General features: G+C 55.9%; 12 protein-coding genes. 6 read left to right on the top strand and 6 right to left on the bottom strand.

Going from position 1 to position 15385, the window contains the following annotated elements:
• From lolA to lrp, 3 genes are all read right to left on the bottom strand, one after another.
• Positions 1–615: an outer membrane lipoprotein periplasmic chaperone LolA gene (gene lolA, locus G0034_RS07385; protein ID WP_014883204.1), complete on the bottom strand. Its 615-nt coding sequence runs from the start codon at positions 613–615 to the stop codon at positions 1–3.
• A gap of 128 nt (positions 616–743) precedes the next feature.
• Positions 744–4433 carry a DNA translocase FtsK 4TM domain-containing protein gene (locus tag G0034_RS07380; RefSeq protein ID WP_179120679.1) on the bottom strand — a complete coding sequence of 1230 codons (3690 nt, stop codon included), beginning with the start codon at positions 4431–4433 and terminating at the stop codon, positions 744–746.
• A 135-nt stretch (positions 4434–4568) separates the two neighbouring features.
• Entirely contained in the window at positions 4569–5063 is a 495-nt protein-coding gene (gene lrp, locus G0034_RS07375) for a leucine-responsive transcriptional regulator Lrp (protein WP_000228469.1), read from the bottom strand.
• 544 nt (positions 5064–5607) lie between these two features.
• Here lrp and trxB point away from each other — a divergent pair.
• The 5 genes from trxB (at position 5608) to infA (ending at position 11431) form a co-directional block, all read left to right on the top strand.
• On the top strand, positions 5608–6576 hold the full coding sequence (trxB, locus tag G0034_RS07370) for a thioredoxin-disulfide reductase (protein WP_014883202.1): 969 nt from the start codon (positions 5608–5610) through the stop codon (positions 6574–6576).
• A 114-nt stretch (positions 6577–6690) separates the two neighbouring features.
• Complete coding sequence (cydD, locus tag G0034_RS07365) at positions 6691–8457, top strand: heme ABC transporter permease/ATP-binding protein CydD (protein ID WP_023332534.1); 1767 nt, start codon at positions 6691–6693, stop codon at positions 8455–8457.
• Positions 8457–10178: a heme ABC transporter ATP-binding protein/permease CydC gene (gene cydC, locus G0034_RS07360; protein ID WP_179120678.1), complete on the top strand. Its 1722-nt coding sequence runs from the start codon at positions 8457–8459 to the stop codon at positions 10176–10178. Before cydD ends, cydC begins: the two co-directional genes overlap by 1 nt.
• 45 nt (positions 10179–10223) lie before the next feature.
• On the top strand, positions 10224–10928 hold the full coding sequence (gene aat, locus G0034_RS07355) for a leucyl/phenylalanyl-tRNA--protein transferase (protein WP_179120677.1): 705 nt from the start codon (positions 10224–10226) through the stop codon (positions 10926–10928).
• A gap of 284 nt (positions 10929–11212) precedes the next feature.
• Positions 11213–11431 carry a translation initiation factor IF-1 gene (gene infA, locus G0034_RS07350; RefSeq protein ID WP_002211347.1) on the top strand — a complete coding sequence of 73 codons (219 nt, stop codon included), beginning with the start codon at positions 11213–11215 and terminating at the stop codon, positions 11429–11431.
• 71 nt (positions 11432–11502) lie between these two features.
• Here infA and G0034_RS07345 read toward each other — a convergent pair whose 3' ends face one another.
• The 3 genes from G0034_RS07345 to clpS form a co-directional block, all read right to left on the bottom strand.
• On the bottom strand, positions 11503–11952 hold the full coding sequence (locus tag G0034_RS07345; protein WP_179120676.1) for a hypothetical protein: 450 nt from the start codon (positions 11950–11952) through the stop codon (positions 11503–11505).
• A 254-nt stretch (positions 11953–12206) separates the two neighbouring features.
• On the bottom strand, positions 12207–14486 hold the full coding sequence (clpA, locus tag G0034_RS07340) for an ATP-dependent Clp protease ATP-binding subunit ClpA (RefSeq protein ID WP_014831269.1): 2280 nt from the start codon (positions 14484–14486) through the stop codon (positions 12207–12209).
• Between the two features lie 27 nt (positions 14487–14513).
• The gene (gene clpS / locus G0034_RS07335; RefSeq protein ID WP_006174393.1) at positions 14514–14834 is read right to left on the bottom strand and encodes an ATP-dependent Clp protease adapter ClpS; all 321 of its coding nucleotides are present in this window, start codon (positions 14832–14834) and stop codon (positions 14514–14516) included.
• Positions 14835–15101: 267 nt separating this feature from the next.
• Between clpS and cspD the strand changes: the two genes are divergently transcribed.
• Positions 15102–15323, top strand: coding sequence for a cold shock-like protein CspD (cspD, locus tag G0034_RS07330; RefSeq protein ID WP_008499993.1), 222 nt, complete (start codon positions 15102–15104; stop codon positions 15321–15323).
• Positions 15324–15385: the final 62 nt, after the last annotated feature.

Here is a 15385-nt window from a genome sequence, read left to right as displayed (position 1 = left end):
TTACTTATTGCGTTGGTCGTCCACCGTTACGCCCTGCGGCGGGGTGAAGGTGAATTTCGATGCATCCACGGCGCCGTTCTGCTGAGACTTGAGCTGGTAGCTGCTGCGCTGATCGTCCTGCTCAACCGCGCCGAACTGATTGATGGTCCCGTTGGTGCTGACGTTGATGGTGAACTGCTTCAGGTTGCCGTTGCTGCCTTTCGGCGTCAGGACAAACTCATCACCGTTCTGCTTAATATTGTACTGCTGCCAGTCGCTGGCCTGGTTGCGGGCGATCAGCATAAAGGGCGTATTGCTGGTGGCATCTTTCAACCAGGTTGCCGTGGCCTGCTCAACGAACGGGTTGAAGAACCACAGTGTTTTACCGTCAGAGACCAGGATGCTCTCATCCGGCTGAGTCATGTGCCAGTTAAACAGATTCGGGCGTTTTACCCACAAATCTCCCTGACCTTCCTGCACCGCGTTGCCGCTGCCGTCAGTCACTTTCTGCGTGAAGCTGGCGTGGAAGCTGCTCACTTTATCCAGTCGGCTTTTAAGGTCGCTGGCCGCATCAGCCCAGACGCTGCTGGCAACAAAACTGGTGAGTAATGCACAGGCGATGGCGATTTTTTTCATTGTTATTCCTTAAAATACGTCTTCCCGAAATGGGGTTTCCGTCATCTATTCTGGACCTGCCCGAAGGCAGGCGACAGAAGAAAATGCTTAATTTTGGCTGATTTACCCTTCTTTGCAATCGCTGAAGGTTAATCAAACGGCGGCGGCGCCAGCACCTCGCGGTTACCGTTATGCCCCTGCTCGCTCACGATGCCCTGGGCTTCCATCTGTTCGATGATACGCGCCGCGCGGTTATAGCCAATGCGGAACTGACGCTGGACGCCAGAGATCGAGGCTTTACGTTTTTCGGTGACGAAATTAACCGCCTGATCGAATAACGGATCCAGCTCTTCGCCGCCGTCAAAGCCACCGCCGCCACCTTCGCTTTCCGTATCGCTGGTAATACCGTCCACATATTGTGGGCGACCGCGTGCTTTCCAGTCCTGCACGACGGCGTGAACTTCTTCATCGCGGACGAACGCACCGTGGACACGCACCGGAGAGGTGGAGTTCGGGCCGGAATAGAGCATGTCCCCCATACCCAGCAGCGACTCTGCGCCGCCCTGGTCAAGAATGGTACGGGAGTCAATTTTACTTGATACGGTAAAGGCGATACGCGTCGGAATGTTCGCTTTGATAAGACCCGTAATAACGTCCACCGAAGGACGCTGGGTGGCCAGCACAAGGTGAATACCGGCCGCACGCGCTTTCTGAGCCAGACGAGCAATCAACTCTTCCACCTTCTTACCGACGGTCATCATCAGATCAGCAAACTCATCCACCAGCACGACGATATAAGGCAGTTTTTCCAGCACCGGATGCTGGGCATCCATGCTATCGCCCGGCTTCCAGTAAGGATCCGGAATCGGACGTCCCATGCGCATCGCCTGGGCGATTTTCTCGTTATAACCGGCCAGGTTACGCACGCCCAATGCAGACATCAACTTGTAGCGGCGTTCCATCTCGTTGACGCTCCAGCGCAGGGCGTTGGCAGCGTCTTTCATGTCGGTGACCACTTCCGTCAGCAGATGCGGGATACCTTCGTAGACGGACAGTTCGAGCATTTTCGGGTCGATCATGATGAAACGCACATCTTCCGGCTGCGCTTTGTAGAGCATGCTGAGGATCATGGCGTTCACCCCGACGGACTTACCGGAACCGGTCGTACCGGCCACCAGCAGGTGAGGCATTTTCGCGAGGTCTGCCACCACCGGATCGCCGGCGATATCTTTACCCAGCACGACGGTCAGTGGGGATGGGTTATCACGGAACTTGGTGTTGTCCAGCACTTCACGCAGGTAGACGGTCTGACGTTTTTTGTTCGGCAGTTCAAGACCCACGTACGGTTTACCCGGAATCACTTCCACTACACGCACCGCCACGGTCGACAGAGAACGCGCCAGGTCACGAGACAGGTTAGAAATACGCGCGGCTTTTACGCCCGGCGCCAGGTTCAGTTCGAAACGGGTGATGACCGGACCCGGGGAGTAGTTCACCACATCCGCCTTAATGCGGAAGTCAGCCAGACGGGCTTCCACCAGACGGGCCATCTGCTCCAGAGCAAAAGTATCAACCGGCTCGACTTCAGCAGGAGGTGGCGTCAGCAGATCCAGTGACGGCAGCGGCGTGCTTGGACGCTGCAACGGACGGCTGTCACCGTTACGCATCAGCAGCGGGTGAATCAGGCTCTCCTGTGGCTGTGGCGCTGGCTGCTGAAACTGCGGCGGCTGGTGTTGTGGCTGCTGCGGTTGAGCATACGGCTGCTGAACCGGTTGTTGCGGCTGCGCGTAGGCCTGCGGAGCAGGCTGCTGACGCACAGGTTCAGCTTCAGGCATCACGCTCGGGGTAAATAAAGGCTCACTCGGACCATCATCCACCAGGTCTTTCATTGGTGAGAACTCGAAATCAGACAATGAGAACGGGTTGGCACCCGTTGGCTGTTCCCCGGAGTAGCGCTGCTGTTGCGTTGCCGCGAACTGACGCGCTAACTCTGCCTCTGCAGCTTCATCTTCATCGTCCAGAGCGGGCTCATCGTGCTGGTATTCTTCACCGTAGCGCTGATTCTGCTGTGCCGCGAACTGGCGAGCCAGTTCGTCCTGCTGCATGTCATCTGCGTCATCTTCGTAGTCCGACTCACGTGCTTTTTCTTCGGCCATACGCTGGGATGGCAGTTTGATGCCGTAAGAGGCAAGTTCACGACGGGTAGGAACGCGAACGCGGTTAGGGCGTGGCAACTGTGGACCAATCCCCTCTTTCACCTGAGGACGCGGTGCGCCACCCGTTGCCAGGCTGAAGACAGGTGCGGCAGCAGCAGCGGCCACGGTGGCCTGCTTCACGCTTTCGGCGACAGGTGCAACCGCAGGCGTCGCGTCGACCGGCGGAACCGAAACTGAAGGTGCCTTCGTAACGGGCTCCTGCGCGGGTTCAGGCACAGGCTGATACCAGGCCGCCAGCTGCTCGCGTTCACGGGCGCGGCGTTCTTCAACTTCTTCAAAATAGTACATTGGCGGACGAGACGGTTTCACCTCTTCCATCACCTCAGGTTCAGGCTGAGGCTCTGCATATGGCTGCGCAGGTTCAACCGGTTCAGGCACATATTCCTGATACGGCTGGGCCACAGGCTGCTCATAGTGCTGCGGTTCATACTCAGGTTGCGGCGGCTGGTAAGGCTGCTGCCACGGTTCCTGCTGCACAGGAATATAGCTTTCAGGTTCAGGCGCGATGACGGGCTCCGGCGTATGAACACCGGGCGCGGTCTGCCACGCAACGTTTGGCTGCTGAATAACGGATTCTGGTGGTGGAACCGGCGCGGATGGCATCACGGCTTCGACAGGCGCGGCATACGCCTGCGCGGCCGTCGTGGCGGCTGCGGCTGCCGCAACCGGTGCGGTGACCGAATGGCCGTTCAGCAGCGGATCGTATTCGTCAAATTCACCCGGGGTAGCACGGCTGCCGGAGAACAGCACATCATCAGGATCGACAGCGGCACCCGCGGCGCGGTACTCAACCTGCTCGTCTTCATCCATACGTTTACCGGAGAAGAGCGCGGCATCCGTTTTGCGTCCAAGCGGGTTGGCAAATTTTTCCGCGACGCGCTGGCGACGCGCCAGGGCACCGCGCAGAATACGGGCACGACGAGATTCACGACGCTGTACCGGGGCCTCGTCTTCCTCTTCGTATTCCTCTTCATAGTCGTCATCATCGACCCACGTATCGTCGCGGCGGGTCCGGTTGCTGGCGAACGTCAGGATCGTGAGAATAAAGCTGCCGATTTTTTCGGCAATGCTCACCCATGACCAGCCGGTAAACAGCGTCAATCCTGCCGCCCAGATGCACAGCAGCGCCAGCGTGCCACCGCTGCTGTGCAGCATGGACTGTAACGCAGAACTGAGCAGGCTACCAATGACCCCGCCGGAGGCGAAGTACCAGATGTCATCGGCGTTAATCGCCGCCAGCCCGCAGGAGGTGAGGATCAGTGCCAGCGCGCCAATCAGGCGCAGGGAAACCGCAAAATAGTCGATGTAATCATCGTTCTGACGATGACGCCATGCAAACCAGCATCCGCCGATGATAATGACGGGAATGGTGTAGGCCATCACACCGAATATGAAAAAGAGCGTGTCCGCAAGCCAGGCACCGGGTACACCACCTAAATTATGGATAGGTTCATGCCATGCGGTTTGTGACCAGCTGGGATCGGAAGGGTTGAAACTGAGTAAGGCTGCCATCAGCCAGACGGCAAAAAGGGCAATAACAATCAGCAAAGCCTCGAGGAGACGACGTCCGCTGCTTAGCTTCGATAGTGTGACTTCTTTGTCTTCAGTGTATTCCTGGCTCAAGAAAGGCTCTCCAGGTATCAGGCATATCCTGCCTGTTTGCTAAAACGGACAACAGCGCCGGGACTCCCCGGCACTGTTGCTGTATGGATTAACAGGAGTGTAATCAAACTACGCTGATTTTGCACCTGTTCCGTGTTAGCGCGTCTTAATAACCAGACGATTGCTCTGTTTGACCTCTTCCATCACCACATAAGTACGGGTGTCGTTCACGCCTGGCAGACGCAGCAGGGTTTCCCCCAGCAGCTTACGGTAGGCGGACATATCAGGCACACGGGTTTTCAACAGGTAGTCGAAATCACCGGACACCAGGTGACACTCTTGAATTTCTTCAAGTTTTTGTACAGCGGCGTTAAATTGCTCAAACACATCCGGTGCACCACGATTCAGAGTAATCTCAACAAATACCAGAAGTGAGGCATCCAGATAATGCGGGTTCAGCAGAGCCGTATAGCCCTGAATAAAACCCTGTCTTTCCAGTCGGCGCACACGCTCAAGGCACGGCGTCGGGGAAAGACCCACACGTTTTGAAAGCTCGACGTTGGAAATACGCCCATCCTTTTGCAATTCATTAAGAATGTTACGATCGATACGGTCGAGATCTTTGCCAGGGCGCTTCTTGCTATCTACCATTATTATTGTCTCTCTGTATTCCTTCCCTACTCCTGCCTGGACCCTGTGCACATCACTGTTCAGAGCCTGTACCCGTTAGTCATCACATCGCCTGGTTATGTATTTGACGCGATGCGGATTCGGGTTCTATTGGTAAGAAGACCGTTGCCCGAAGGCCGTCACCGACATCACGTATGGCGTCTGTCCACGCCATGCGTAGATTTCACTGACACGGTAAAAATGGCATTTACGTGCATGCCTATGCGGCATACGGTTAACGCGGTTTTTTTTCTTCCTTGAATGTTTTCGCAAAAGCGCAGGGGATTGTCAAAGCAAAACATCGATTTTTAGTACAAGATGCCGGATATTCATTACGGAGGGGTATTAATCCTCATTTTACTGACTTATAAACGCGCGATTTTCAGCAGCAGACGTGATAACACTGCGTCATATCCATCGGGCGTAGCTATTGCATATATCGAAAGCAAAACTCCAGTGCTCTTTTTTTACGGCAACAAATTCCCTACAATCCAGCCCATTGCCTGCCAACAACAATGGGGATCTCATGGGCACGACCAAACACAGTAAGTTGCTAATCCTTGGTTCCGGACCTGCGGGATATACCGCGGCGGTCTATGCTGCACGCGCTAACCTGCAACCGGTACTGATCACCGGTATGGAAAAAGGCGGTCAGCTGACCACCACCACAGAAGTGGAAAACTGGCCGGGCGACCCGAACGACCTGACCGGGCCGCTGCTGATGGAGCGCATGCACGAGCATGCCGCGAAATTCGAAACTGAAATCCTGTTCGACCATATCAACAAGGTCGATCTTCAGAACCGTCCGTTCCGCTTGACGGGTGACAGCGGCGAGTACACCTGTGACGCGCTGATTATCGCCACCGGCGCCTCTGCCCGCTACCTCGGTCTGCCGTCTGAAGAAGCGTTTAAAGGCCGCGGCGTCTCTGCCTGCGCAACCTGCGACGGTTTCTTCTATCGCAACCAGAAAGTCGCGGTTATCGGCGGCGGCAACACCGCCGTGGAAGAAGCGCTCTACCTGGCAAACATCGCCTCTGAAGTGCACCTGATCCACCGTCGTGACACTTTCCGCGCCGAGAAGATCCTGATCAAACGTCTGATGGATAAAGTGGCGAGCGGCAACATCGTGCTGCACACCAATCGCACCCTGGAAGAAGTAACGGGCGATCAGATGGGCGTTGGCGGACTGCGCATTCGTGACACCCAGAACACCGATAACGTCGAAACGCTGGACGTGGCTGGCCTGTTTGTGGCAATCGGTCACAGCCCGAATACCGCTATCTTCGAAGGTCAGCTGGAACTGGAAAACGGCTACATCAAGGTGCAGTCTGGTATTCACGGTAATGCAACTCAAACCAGCGTCCCTGGCGTGTTCGCTGCTGGTGACGTGATGGACCATATTTACCGTCAGGCGATCACCTCTGCGGGCACCGGCTGTATGGCCGCGCTGGACGCAGAACGCTATCTTGATGGACTGGCTGAACAAGGTAAATAATCTTTACAAGTCAGTAACAAACGTAAATAAAGGCGGCCACAGGTCGCCTTTATTTTTGCTCGCGTGTAACATGCAGATGTCTAATTTCTTATAACGTCACCTGCAAAATACGCAATGGAAAAAACCCGTCAACAAGAGTTAACACGCTGGCTGAAACAGCAAAGCGTTATTTCCCGCCGCTGGCTTACGATCTCCCGTGTTCTGGGGTTTGTCAGTGGTCTGTTGATTGTTGCCCAGGCATGGTTGCTGGCCCGCATTCTTAACCACATGATCATGGAGAACATTCCGCGCGAAGCGCTCCTGATGCCTTTTATCGTCCTGGTCCTGATTTTTATCCTGCGCGCATGGGTGGTGTGGCTGCGCGAGCGCGTCGGTTTCCATGCCGGACAGCATATCCGCTACGAGATCCGCCGTCAGGTGCTCGATCGTCTGCAGGAAGCCGGGCCCGCGTGGATCCAGGGTAAACCGGCCGGAAGCTGGGCGACGTTGATCCTTGAACAGATTGACGATATGCACGACTACTACGCACGCTATCTGCCACAAATGGCGCTCGCCGTCTTCGTTCCGCTGCTGATTGTGATCGCCATCTTCCCGGTGAACTGGATGGCTGCGCTGATCCTGATGGGCACCGCGCCGCTGATTCCCCTCTTTATGGCGCTGGTCGGAATGGGTGCTGCGGATGCCAACCGCCGTAACTTCCTGGCACTGGGGCGCTTAAGCGGCCATTTCCTGGACCGTCTTCGCGGCATGGAAACATTGCGCATTTTTGGTCGTGGTGAAGCGGAAACCGAAAACATTCGTCGGGCATCGCAGGACTTCCGTCAGCGCACCATGGAGGTGTTACGCCTGGCCTTCCTGTCGTCCGGCGTACTGGAGTTCTTTACCTCGTTGTCTATTGCCCTCGTGGCGGTCTACTTTGGCTTCTCCTATCTGGGCGCGCTGGATTTCGGTCATTACGGCACGGCAGTGACCCTTTCCGCCGGTTTCCTGGCGCTGATCCTGGCCCCGGAATTTTTCCAGCCGCTTCGCGACCTGGGGACGTTCTATCACGCCAAAGCGCAGGCAGTTGGCGCAGCCGATAGCCTGAAAACATTCCTGGAGACGCCGCTGGCGCATCCGGATCGGGGTGACGTGACGCTGAACAGCAAAGAGCCGGTAACCCTCGACGCGAGCGATTTCTGCATCCTCTCGCCGGAAGGGAAAGTGCTGGCAGGCCCGCTGAACTTCACCCTGCCGGCGGGAAAGCGCGTGGTGCTGGTTGGCACCAGCGGTTCCGGGAAAAGTTCTCTACTGAATGCGTTATCCGGTTTTATGGCCTACACCGGTTCACTGCGGATCAACAAAACCGAACTACGTCATCTCGATCCTGACGCCTGGCGTCAACAGCTCAGTTGGGTGGGGCAAAATCCTCAACTGCCTGCCTCTACGCTGCGTGAAAACGTTCTGCTGGCGCGCCCGGATGCGCGTGAAGATGAACTGCAATCGGTTCTCGACCGCGCCTGGGTCAGCGAGTTTCTGCCGATGCTCCCGCAAGGTATAGATACCGTGGTCGGCGACCAGTCTGCCGGGCTGTCGGTTGGACAGGCGCAGCGCGTGGCCGTCGCCCGCGCACTGCTTAACCCGTGCCAGCTGATGCTGCTGGATGAACCCGCAGCCAGTCTGGACGCACACAGTGAGCAGCGCGTCATGGCGGCGCTGAACGCCGCCTCCTTGCAACAAACCACGCTGATGGTTACCCATCAGCTGGAAGGAATTGCTGACTGGGACGAGATCTGGGTGATGGAAAACGGACGTATTGTTGAACAAGGCGATTACGCCTCACTCGTTGCCGCGCAGGGGCCGTTTGCCGCCTTGCTGGCAAACCGTCAGGAGGACATCTGATGCGTGCTCTGCTGCCTTATCTTGCGCTCTATAAACGCCATAAATGGATGCTGACGCTGGGGATTGTGCTGGCCATTGTGACGCTGCTCGCCAGTATCGGCCTGCTCACGCTTTCCGGTTGGTTCCTGTCGGCCTCGGCCGTGGCGGGGTTCGCCGGATTATACAGCTTCAACTATATGCTTCCGGCGGCAGGTGTTCGCGGTACCGCCATTACCCGCACGGCCGGACGCTATTTCGAGCGTTTAGTCAGCCACGACGCCACGTTCCGCGTCCTGCAGCATCTGCGTATCTACACCTTCAGCAAACTGCTGCCCCTCTCCCCTGCCGGGCTGGCGCGTTTTCGTCAGGGTGAATTACTGAACCGTGTCGTTGCGGATGTCGATACGCTGGATCACCTTTACCTGCGCGTAATCTCCCCGATCGTGGGCGCGTTTGTGGTGATTGTGGTGGTCACGCTGGGGCTGGCTGTTCTGGATGTTCCCGTTGCGCTAACGCTCGGCGGGATCATGCTGCTAACGCTCATTATTCTGCCGCCGCTGTTTTACCGCGCCGGAAAATCCACGGGGGAAAACCTGACGCGTCTGCGCGGCGATTACCGCCAGCAGCTGACCTCCTGGCTTCATGGGCAGGCAGAGCTGACCATTTTTGGCGCAAGCAAGCGCTATCGCGCCCGGATGGAAAGTACGGAGCTGAACTGGCACGAAGCCCAGCGCCGTCAGTCGGAACTGACGGCCTTCTCTCAGGCGCTGATGATGTTGATCGGCGGCGTGGCGGTGATCGCCATGCTGTGGCTGGCTTCCGGCGGAGTTGGCGGTAATCCTCAGCCAGGTCCGCTTATTGCCCTCTTCGTTTTCTGCGCACTGGCCGCTTTTGAAGCGCTGGCACCGGTAACGGGCGCTTTCCAGCATCTTGGTCAGGTGATCGCCTCTGCCCTGCGCATCACCCAGATTGCCGAGCAGGAGCCTGAGGTAACGTTCAGCGCAGCCCAGACCGCGGTGCCTGAGCAGGTGACGCTGACGCTTGATGACGTGACCTTCGCCTATGACAAACAGGCGCAGAATGCGCTGGAAGGTATCACTCTGTCAGTTGATGCGGGGCAGCGGATTGCGATCCTTGGCCGCACCGGCTGCGGTAAATCGACGCTGCTACAGTTGTTGACCCGCGCCTGGGATCCGCAGCGCGGCCAGATTCGCTTCAATAATACGTTGCTGACAGATTTCAGCGAGCAGGCGCTACGTAAGACCGTCAGCGTCGTTCCACAGCGTGTGCATCTGTTTAGCGCCACCCTGCGCGATAACCTGTTACTGGCCGCGCCGGAGGCTTCGGACGACGCGCTTCGCGCCACGCTGGAACAGGTCGGGCTGCAAAAACTGCTTGAGGACGACGGGCTGAACAGCTGGCTGGGTGAAGGTGGTCGTCAGCTCTCCGGTGGAGAACTGCGTCGTCTGGCGATTGCGCGTGCGCTGCTGCATGATGCACCGCTGATGCTGCTCGACGAACCGACTGAAGGACTGGATGCGACGACTGAGAGTCAAATCCTTGATTTACTGGCGAATGTGATGGCAGGGAAAACCGTGCTGATGGTCACACACCGCCTGCGTGGACTGGCAAGTTTTGATCGGATAATTGTGATGGACAACGGACACATTATTGAGCAAGGTAGTCACGCAGAGCTGTTGACGAAACAGGGTCGCTACTACCAGTTTAAACAGCGTCTGTAGACTATATTTGTAGCGTCCTCACTCGCGTACTGGAGTTTTGCTGTCATGCGCCTGGTCCAGCTTTCTCGTCATAACATTGCGTTCCCGTCGCCGGAGGGAGCGCTACGTGAGCCCAATGGGCTGCTGGCCCTGGGTGGGGACCTCAGCCCTGCACGGCTCTTGATGGCTTACCAGCGCGGCATCTTCCCGTGGTTTTCGCCCGGCGACCCGATTTTATGGTGGTCGCCCGATCCGCGCGCCGTGCTGTGGCCAGCGCAGTTTCACCTCAGCCGCAGCATGAAGCGTTTCCATACCAAATCGCCGTATCGCGTCACCCTCAATCACGCGTTTGGTCAGGTCATTGAAGGCTGTGCGCAAGACCGCCATGAAGGGACGTGGATAACCCGCGATATTATTACCGCCTACCACCAGCTTCATGAACTTGGCTACGCTCACTCCATCGAAGTATGGGAAGACGGCATACTCGTCGGCGGCATGTACGGCGTGGCGCAAGGGACGCTGTTTTGCGGCGAGTCGATGTTCTCTCGCGCGGTGAACGCCTCGAAAACCGCGCTGCTCATTTTCTGCCAGGAATTCGCGCAACGCGGCGGAAACCTGATCGATTGTCAGGTCCTCAATGAGCATACGGCCTCCCTCGGCGCCGTTGAGATCCCGCGACGCCAGTACATCGAGCATCTGGATGCCAGCCGCCAGCAGAAGCTCCCGCGCGACTTCTGGATACCGAGAACGCTCTTTATGCCCAATGCCTAAATGTTTTCCGCATATTTTTTGTGAGGGTGTTATAATTATGCCGCAGAGTAGCTTCTGCCTGTTGCCCCGCCGCCGTTTGGGACCTTCGCTTCAGATAACGTCCTGACGTTTATCCTGTTGTATCCCCTTTACGAATGCGCTTTCCGTTCGGTTGTACCGTGACGCTTGGGCAATGCGCCGAAACTGTTTTGCTGCGTTTTAAACGCGCAATTCTTTACTTAATTGATGAATTTCGGCATTATCTTGCCGGTTCAAAACTTGGTAGTGATACCCCAGAGGATTAGATGGCCAAAGAAGACAATATTGAAATGCAGGGTACCGTACTTGATACGTTGCCTAACACCATGTTTCGCGTAGAGCTGGAAAACGGTCACGTGGTAACTGCGCACATCTCCGGTAAAATGCGCAAAAACTATATCCGCATTTTAACGGGCGACAAAGTGACTGTTGAACTGACCCCGTACGACCTGAGCAAAGGCCGCATTGTCTTCCGTAGTCGCTAATTGTTTTCGCCTGTAATGGCAGATGAATATTTAAAAGGTCGGGATCATCCCGGCCTTTTTTATTTATGGCTCTAGTGTTGCTGTACCGGAAGATGTATTGTCATCCACGGCTGTACAGTAGTGATTAAATCCACCGCCATAGAATGAACCATATCATGCAGTAATCCCGTCAGGTGCGGCAACATATCGCGGTCAAAATGCGATACCAGCAGCACATGGTTTAATGCCCGGCAGTAGTCGCATTTCGTTTCTGTATCTTCCAGCAGCCACTCTTTTTGTCGCGGTTGTTCGGCTTCGTTCTCAAATTCCACCACCTGAAAGTCACGCATTGATTCTGTGAGGCCGGTTTTCATTTCTTCCAGGTATGCACCAAGGCAACGGCATACGGGCTTCGTCTGCGGGAGTGATTTGCAGTCGAGGAGGATTTCGGTGAGCAGTTTGCAGCGCTCAGCAAGGGTTGGGAGATCGGGATTGAGGGAGAGTTCGGTGTAGAGTTGGGTGAAGCCATTAATATCGGTCATATGTGATCCTTTATGCACGCAAGATTGTCTGTGCACACACTTTCAGGACGCCAATCCCGACACCTGATTTAGCAGGTGCGCCGCCATTTTATTACTGTGGATTCATCCAGCAACAGACATCGAAAGAAACTGGAAAGCGCCTCGCAAAATTCCTCTGCGGCCTGTTGCCCTCACCCCGGCCCTCTCCCACAGGGAGAGGGAGCAAACAATAAAAAACGGCAACCGAAGTTGCCGTTTTGCTTTTACCTTACTACTCAGTGAGCCGCTTCCGGCTTGTGCTTCGCCGCACTCTGGAAGTCGTACGTCAGCTCGTTCTTCGCCTGATCCAGCGCCACGGTCACCTGACCGCCGTCCACCAGCGAGCCAAACAGCAGCTCGTTAGCCAGCGGTTTCTTCAGGTTGTCCTGAATCACACGCGCCATCGGACGGGCACCCATCGCACGGTCGTAGCCTTTCTCAGCCAGCCAGTTGCGGGCCTCCTGGCTCACTTCCAGCGATACGCCTTTCTGGTCCAGCTGTACCTGCAACTCGACGATAAACTTGTCCACCACCTGATGGATCACCTCGGTAGACAGGTGATCGAACCAGATAATGTTGTCCAGACGGTTACGGAACTCCGGCGTAAAGATCTTCTTGATCTCTTCCATCGCATCGGTGCTGTTGTCCTGATGGATCAGGCCGATGGATTTACGCTCGGTTTCACGTACCCCGGCGTTAGTGGTCATCACCAGCACCACGTTGCGGAAGTCCGCCTTGCGCCCGTTGTTGTCGGTCAGCGTCCCGTTGTCCATCACCTGCAGCAGGATGTTGAACACATCCGGGTGCGCTTTCTCGATTTCATCGAGCAGCAGTACCGCGTGCGGATGCTTGATCACCGCGTCGGTGAGCAGGCCGCCCTGGTCAAAGCCCACGTAGCCCGGAGGCGCACCAATCAAACGGCTGACGGTGTGGCGCTCCATGTACTCGGACATATCAAAGCGCAGCAGCTCAATGCCCAGCGCTTTGGAGAGCTGAACCGTCACCTCGGTTTTCCCGACGCCGGTTGGGCCAGCGAACAGGAAGGAACCGACAGGCTTGTGCTCATGCCCCAGCCCGGCGCGAGCCATCTTGATCGCTTCGGTTAAGGCTTCAATGGCTTTATCCTGACCAAAGACCAGCATTTTCAGGCGATTGCCGAGGGTGCGCAGCGTGTCGCGGTCACTCTGAGAGACGCTCTTCTCAGGAATACGTGCGATACGGGCCACCACGGACTCAATGTCCGCCACGTTAACCGTTTTCTTACGCTTGCTGGCCGGCATCAGGCGCGCTCGCGCCCCTGCCTCATCAATCACGTCAATCGCCTTATCCGGCAGATGACGATCGTTGATGTATTTCACCGCCAGCTCCACCGCCGCACGTACCGCTTTCGCGGTGTAACGCACGTCGTGGTGCGCTTCATACTTCGGCTTCAGACCGTTGATGATCTGCACCGTTTCCTCAACGGACGGTTCGGTCACGTCGATTTTCTGGAAGCGGCGCGCCAGCGCACGGTCTTTTTCAAAGATGTTGCTGAACTCCTGGTAGGTAGTGGAGCCAATCACGCGGATCTTGCCGCTGGAGAGCAGCGGTTTGATCAGGTTAGCGGCATCCACCTGGCCACCGGACGCCGCACCTGCGCCGATGATGGTGTGGATCTCATCGATAAACAGAATGCTGTTGGTGTCCTGCTCCAGCTGTTTTAACAACGCCTTGAAGCGTTTTTCAAAATCGCCGCGGTATTTGGTGCCCGCCAGCAGCGAGCCAATATCCAGCGAGTAGATGGTGCAATCGGCAATCACTTCCGGCACGTCGCCCTGCACAATGCGCCAGGCCAGACCTTCGGCAATCGCGGTTTTACCCACGCCTGACTCACCCACCAGCAGCGGGTTGTTTTTGCGGCGACGGCACAGCACCTGGATCGCGCGCTCCAGCTCTTTATCGCGACCAATCAGCGGGTCGATACCGCCAACGCGAGCAAGCTGGTTAAGATTGGTGGTGAAGTTTTCCATACGATCCTCCCCGCCTGCTTGCTCTTCATTGTTATTGACCTGATTGCTGGAATCCGATGCCTGGTTAGGCTCGTCTTTGCGCGTTCCGTGAGAAATAAAGTTCACCACGTCGAGTCGGCTGACTTCGTGTTTGCGCAGCAGGTAGGCCGCCTGTGACTCCTGCTCGCTGAAGATGGCGACCAGGACGTTTGCGCCAGTCACTTCGCTACGTCCGGAAGACTGGACGTGGAATACCGCGCGCTGCAGCACGCGCTGGAAGCTGAGCGTCGGCTGCGTGTCGCGCTCCTCTTCACTGGCTGGCAGCACCGGTGTGGTTTGTTCGATGAAGGCTTCGAGTTCCTGACGTAGCGCCACCAGATCCACGGAGCAGGCTTCCAGCGCTTCGCGGGCAGATGGGTTGCTAAGCAGTGCGAGCAGTAAATGCTCGACGGTCATAAACTCATGTCGGTGCTCACGCGCTCTGGCGAAAGCCATGTTTAAACTGAGTTCCAGTTCTTGATTGAGCATAGGCACCTCCCCCAATTTTATGCCTTATCAGGCCTTTTCCAGCGTACACAGCAACGGATGCTCGTTCTCCCTCGCATAGTCGTTCACCATCGCCACTTTGGTTTCCGCCACTTCTGCCGTAAAGATGCCGCAGATGGCTTTGCCTCGATAATGAACGGTAAGCATCAGTTGCGTTGCACGTTCTACATCATAAGAAAAGAACTTTTGTAGCACGTCAATAACAAATTCCATCGGCGTGTAATCATCGTTCATTAACATAACTTTATACATAGATGGCGGTTTTAGCGCGTCACGCACTTTATCTTCCGCCAGCTGGTCAAAATCCAGCCAGTCGTTGGTCTTACCCATTTTGCATAACCACTTTGAATCTACCTCAGATGTTAGATAACAATCATCTATTACTGTCATCCGCGATGTCTGTCACAAACCGTTGCAATAGCGTTAACTGCTTCAAACTTTGGTTGATTATTGTCCCATCTCCAGCGCCAAACGCTTGACGACGTCTTTCGTTTCTCTAAATTGTACAAGCGTGAGATGGCGAGGTTTTGAACAGCCCCCACTCCACCACCGGTTCATTCCATCTTAACTTATAAGATTTACGAAGGATGTCGAAGCATGGAAATGGGTACTGTTAAGTGGTTCAACAACGCCAAAGGGTTTGGCTTCATCTGCCCCGAAGGCGGCGGCGAGGATATCTTCGCTCACTATTCCACCATTCAGATGGATGGTTACAGAACGCTCAAAGCCGGGCAGTCCGTCCGGTTCGATGTACACCAGGGACCAAAAGGCAATCATGCAAGCCTTATCGTACCCATTGAAGCAGAGACGGTTGCATAGCGCTCTGTTTTATTGTGTACATCCCGCAGTCAAAATGCCAGCCCGATCGGCTGGCATTTTTA

The organism is Enterobacter sp. T2 (assembly GCF_010692925.1).
In the GTDB taxonomy this organism is placed as follows: Bacteria; Pseudomonadota; Gammaproteobacteria; order Enterobacterales; family Enterobacteriaceae; genus Enterobacter; species Enterobacter kobei.
The sequence above is the reverse complement of the archived record's forward strand: the minus strand, read 5'-3'. Positions and strand labels throughout refer to the sequence as shown.